The sequence below is a fragment of the Microcystis sp. M49636_WE2 genome (assembly GCF_030065375.1).
GTDB classification, from domain to species: Bacteria; Cyanobacteriota; Cyanobacteriia; order Cyanobacteriales; family Microcystaceae; genus Microcystis; species Microcystis aeruginosa_C.
The window spans coordinates 1-4,265 of the sequence record NZ_JASJFG010000076.1 but is presented as its reverse complement, the minus strand read 5'-3'; the positions used below and the strand labels follow the sequence as shown (position 1 = coordinate 4,265).

Here is a 4,265-nt window from a genome sequence, read left to right as displayed (position 1 = left end):
CAACCCTGCTGTAACTTATACTACTCAGTCCTCTATGCTAAGACGATCCAAAAAACGCAAGTCTTTAAATTGATGGGCAAAAAAAGTTTAATTTCACTCAATAACCCAGGAGTTATACATAAATGTTTATTTTTGACAATAAAACCAATATTTTAATTAATTCTCAGGAATTAACCTTTAAAAGTGAATATTTTTGCAATTTTTCTCGTTATTTTCAGAATCGAGAATTTGTCAACGTAGATGCTTTACAACTCAGTGGTGATCATTTTGAAGGGTATCTTTCAAGGATCATCATCGATGAAGTGATGTTAGAATTATCGCAACGTAATTGTTTAATAAATGTTGTGGGAGTAGTCCATTCTAAAATGTGGGTTTTTGCGATTCCTATTCAGGTGAATTCTGTCTTCTTCCAAAATTTGTACTCAGTAGAAAATAACTATCTTGGGATTGTCCCCCCTAAATCAGAAATTTCCATTTTTCAACATCCCTTTTCCAATCGTTTTCAGCTTTACGTTCATGATAATTATCTGCAACAATTGTGCCAAAATTTAGAGCTACCAGAAGCGAAAAAGTTTTTAAATTCTTCCGCTTCTTCTGTTGTGATTTGCCCATCGGAAAAAATTCGTCATCTCCAACAATCTTGTCATCAACTTTATCGAATGCTATTTAATTTAGATCGTCAACAAATATCTTGGCAAAGAAAAGCATTAAGATTAAATTTTGTCAGGCAAAAATTAAAAGAAGAAATTGTCAAAGATTTTCTTTTGACTTTAGCAGTAACCAAAGATATTAAAACCCCTAAAAACGCTATCAGACGCACCTCTATCCTCAAAAAAGCAGAAGAAATGATGAGAAAAAATCTGCGTTCTGATCTGACTATTCCAGCGATTTGTCAAGAATTAAAAGTAAGTCAACGCACCTTACAATATATATTTAAAGACTTCTATCAAATGTCTCCTTACAATTATTTTAAGTTGCTTCGTCTTAATGCTTTACATCAATCTCTTAACCAAAATAATCAGACAAAATTAACTTATGAAATTGCCGAAGAATTAGGTTTTTTTCATCGAGGATATCTGGCCTCTGATTATAAAAAACTGTTTGGTTACTTCCCCTCGGAAACCTAAAAAAATAGTAGGGGTAGGAATGAGGATTATTTTTAGATTTATTTCGAGAACTCAATTCCTAACTCCTCTTTCAATTGAGCGGCTCTCCCGTACTTGTTTGGTAGGGGCGTATATTGTACGCCCTTTCTTCGATCTCATAACCTCAAGAGAGCCATTAATAATTAGCCCCACCGAGATTAATTTACTTAATTCCCACTAAAAAAGTTGTACCGATCGCCATAATTGCCAATCCGATTAACTTACTAATTAGAGTCGCTTGCTTGGCTAATTTTTCCTTGATGACACTGCCAAGGAAAAAAGCCCCAGATGCGATCGCTAATTGGATGACGGTAAAACCGATTAAATAGGCAACTAAAGTGGCAACTCGCGCCCCGATAATTGATTCTCCGTAGGCATAACCGTGGAAAATTCCTGCGATCATTGCCAAAGTTGCCAGAGCGATCGTATAGAGATTAGAATGATTTTGTAACCCTTTTTTCAGGGTTAAAATCACGCCAAAAATAACCACAGAAAGGGCAACAATCCCCTCAGGAAAAAGTAAATTTATTCCCTGTAAATGAATCCCCGTGCCGATTAAAGTGGCAATCGCAAAAGCGATCGGAATTAATAAACCCTGTTCCATCCCCACAGCAATTAAACCACTAGCCACCACAAAAGCTAAATGATCTAAACCGATAACCGGGTGAGCTAAACCCGATAAAAATCCATTCCAAAAATTATCGGGAGTTTGCCCTGCCATGGCATGATGGGCGAGGGTTTTGCTGGCAAAAATTAACAGGAAGAGAGGGACAATAGTTAATATCCTTGTCCAGCTTTGACGAAAAATTATCTTCATTGATTACCTCAAAATTATGATTCGGAAACCCGCGCAACAATCGCCCGGTGTCGGGGACTGGTGGGGGTAATGATCGGTGCTTGAAACCCCGCTTCAACTAATGCCCGTTCGATATCGAGAGTAAAATATTGATCGAGATAGGGTTCGGTACTCTTGAGTAAGGTTAGGACATAAGGGGGCATTTTTCGATAAATTTCCGAGCGCGGATTCATATCCATCAGCGTCAAATAACCTCCCGATCGCAATAAACGACGCGCTTCGGCGAAAATTTCTCTAGTAGCCTGTTGGGGTAGTTCGTGGAACATTAAAAACGAAGATACCAGATCGTAGGACTGACTGGGTAATTGAGTTTTTTCCGCGGCTGCGTGTTGCCATTGAATCGTCTTTTGTTTTTGTTGAGCTTGGTATTGGGCAACGGCTAAATAGTAGGGAGAGAGATCTAACCCAGTTACCCTGGCTTGAGGATAAGTATCTTGCAGCGCAAAGCTGCTCATGCCGACACTACAGCCTAAATCGACAATATCGTTAATTTCTGCCTTGATTTGCTCCTTCAATATCCGGTGATATTCCCGCCGCAATCGCGGATCGCCGTCAATCCCCGCCCCGGGCCAGATGGTAGAATGGACAGCATAGGCGGCAGATTCTACCTCAAAAGCTGGCAACCAGTCTAAATTGCCCTTTTCGTAAGCGTGGAAAGAACAAACGTAGTATTCGGGATAGACGAGATCGGGATTTTCTACCGCTTGCAGTTCCCAACTCCAATCCCTTTGTTGCCATTGTTTGACGGTTTCTCGCCAAGGTACGCCTAGTTTTTCGGCTCTTTTAATCATCATATTGCGCGCCTGATAGCGAGCGATGTCAAAAAGCGGTTTTATGCCGAGAATACGGTTAACTAGACCAGAAACAGGATTAAAGGAGGCCGGAACGGGTGTAACTGTCATAGAAAAGCTTCGATCGTAAATTTTCCCTTTCTCATCTTATAACAGTGATCAGTAATCAGTAATCAGTGAAAAAACAGCACTGTCACCGCCATTTAATACTGCTCGGTTAATAAGTAGCTGGTTATAATTAAATTAAAAATGGATTTTAGGTTCGATCCCCCCTGCCTCCCTTGATAAGGTAGGGTTGATTCATGAATCAACCCTACCCCTGATAAGGGGGGTGTCTGATAATTTTTAAAGCCTACCTACTTACCACTCACTGAAAACTCAAATCTGATAACTGTTTACTGACAACAGCAAAAAGCTCCCTAACCCCCCATCGGTTCAATTTTTATTATGAGAACAATCGCTGAAATCAACGACAAGATCGCAAAAAAAACGGCTGTAGTCTGGACAGTAGAGGAATTAAAAAGCCGCGTGAACGAGATGGGAATTAAGGAGGTTTTTTCCCAAGTAGATGTGGTTTGTACGGGAACCTTTGAACCGATGGAATCTTCGGGGGCAATGATTAATTTAGGTCAGACGGATCCGCCGATAAAAATTCGTCAATGTTGGTTAGATGGGATTCCTGCTTATGCTGGTTTTGGGGCGGTGGATTTATACTTAGGAGCCAGTGCTATTAGTGATCTAGCGGCGAAAAATGAGAATTTAGAGGGAGAAAATCCCGAAAGGGGCGGCGGACATATTATTGAGGATTTAATCGCTGGAAAATCGATTCAATTGCGCGCTGTCGGCCAGACCACCGATTGTTATCCTCGCACTTCTTTTGAAACGATTATTTCTAAGGAGACTATTAATCAATTTTATCTTTTTAATCCTCGCAATCTCTACCAGAATTTCATCGTCGGAGTCAATGGGGGAGAGCGGACTTTATATACTTATTTAGGACCACTACAGCCGCGATTAGGTAATGCGGTTTATTCCAACCCTGGAGCAATTTCTCCCCTGTTAAATGACCCCGATTTAGAAGCGATCGGCATCGGTACGCGCATTTTTTTGGGAGGAGGAATCGGTTATATTGCCTGGGAAGGAACCCAACATTTTCCCCTGCAAAAACGCCTACAAAATCGAACTCCTATTGGTCCCGCTTCCACCTTAGCCTTAATTGGGGATGCTAAACAAATGAATGCTCGCTGGGTACGGGGTTGTTATTTCAAAAATTATGGGGCTTCTTTAATGTTGGGAGTAGCAGTACCGATTCCGATTTTAAGCGAGGAAATTGTTCGACATTGTGCGGTAAAAGATGAGGAAATTGTCGCTCCAGTGGTGGATTTTTCCATTCCCCGGCGAGTCCGTCCTACCTTTGGTTTAATCACCTACGCTAAACTAAAAAGCGGTCGGATTATGATCGAGGGAAAAAGT

At 40.7% G+C, this 4,265-nt stretch carries 4 protein-coding genes; 2 read left to right on the top strand and 2 right to left on the bottom strand.

The window, feature by feature from the left end; translation table 11 throughout:
- Positions 1-122 precede the first annotated feature (122 nt).
- Positions 123-1,127: a helix-turn-helix domain-containing protein gene (locus tag PX484_RS01715; protein ID WP_287767545.1), complete on the top strand. Its 1,005-nt coding sequence runs from the start codon at positions 123-125 to the stop codon at positions 1,125-1,127.
- A gap of 181 nt (positions 1,128-1,308) precedes the next feature.
- Here the strand turns inward: PX484_RS01715 and PX484_RS01710 are convergent, their stop codons facing one another.
- Together PX484_RS01710 and PX484_RS01705 are read right to left on the bottom strand one after the other, a co-directional pair.
- The gene (locus tag PX484_RS01710; protein WP_287767543.1) at positions 1,309-1,962 is read right to left on the bottom strand and encodes a HupE/UreJ family protein; all 654 of its coding nucleotides are present in this window, start codon (positions 1,960-1,962) and stop codon (positions 1,309-1,311) included.
- A gap of 14 nt (positions 1,963-1,976) precedes the next feature.
- Positions 1,977-2,903 (bottom strand): class I SAM-dependent methyltransferase, encoded by a 927-nt coding sequence (locus tag PX484_RS01705; protein ID WP_287767541.1) that lies wholly within the window; start codon positions 2,901-2,903, stop codon positions 1,977-1,979.
- A 336-nt stretch (positions 2,904-3,239) separates the two neighbouring features.
- Between PX484_RS01705 and PX484_RS01700 the strand changes: the two genes are divergently transcribed.
- On the top strand, positions 3,240-4,265 hold a 1,026-nt coding region (locus PX484_RS01700), incomplete at its 3' end, for a homocysteine biosynthesis protein (protein WP_288102718.1).

Coding starts and splice junctions, on each gene's coding strand:
- PX484_RS01715 (WP_287767545.1), top strand. CDS start 123: ATGTTTATTTTTGACAATAAAACCAATATTTTAATTAATTCTCAGGAA.
- PX484_RS01710 (WP_287767543.1), bottom strand. CDS start 1,962: ATGAAGATAATTTTTCGTCAAAGCTGGACAAGGATATTAACTATTGTC.
- PX484_RS01705 (WP_287767541.1), bottom strand. CDS start 2,903: ATGACAGTTACACCCGTTCCGGCCTCCTTTAATCCTGTTTCTGGTCTA.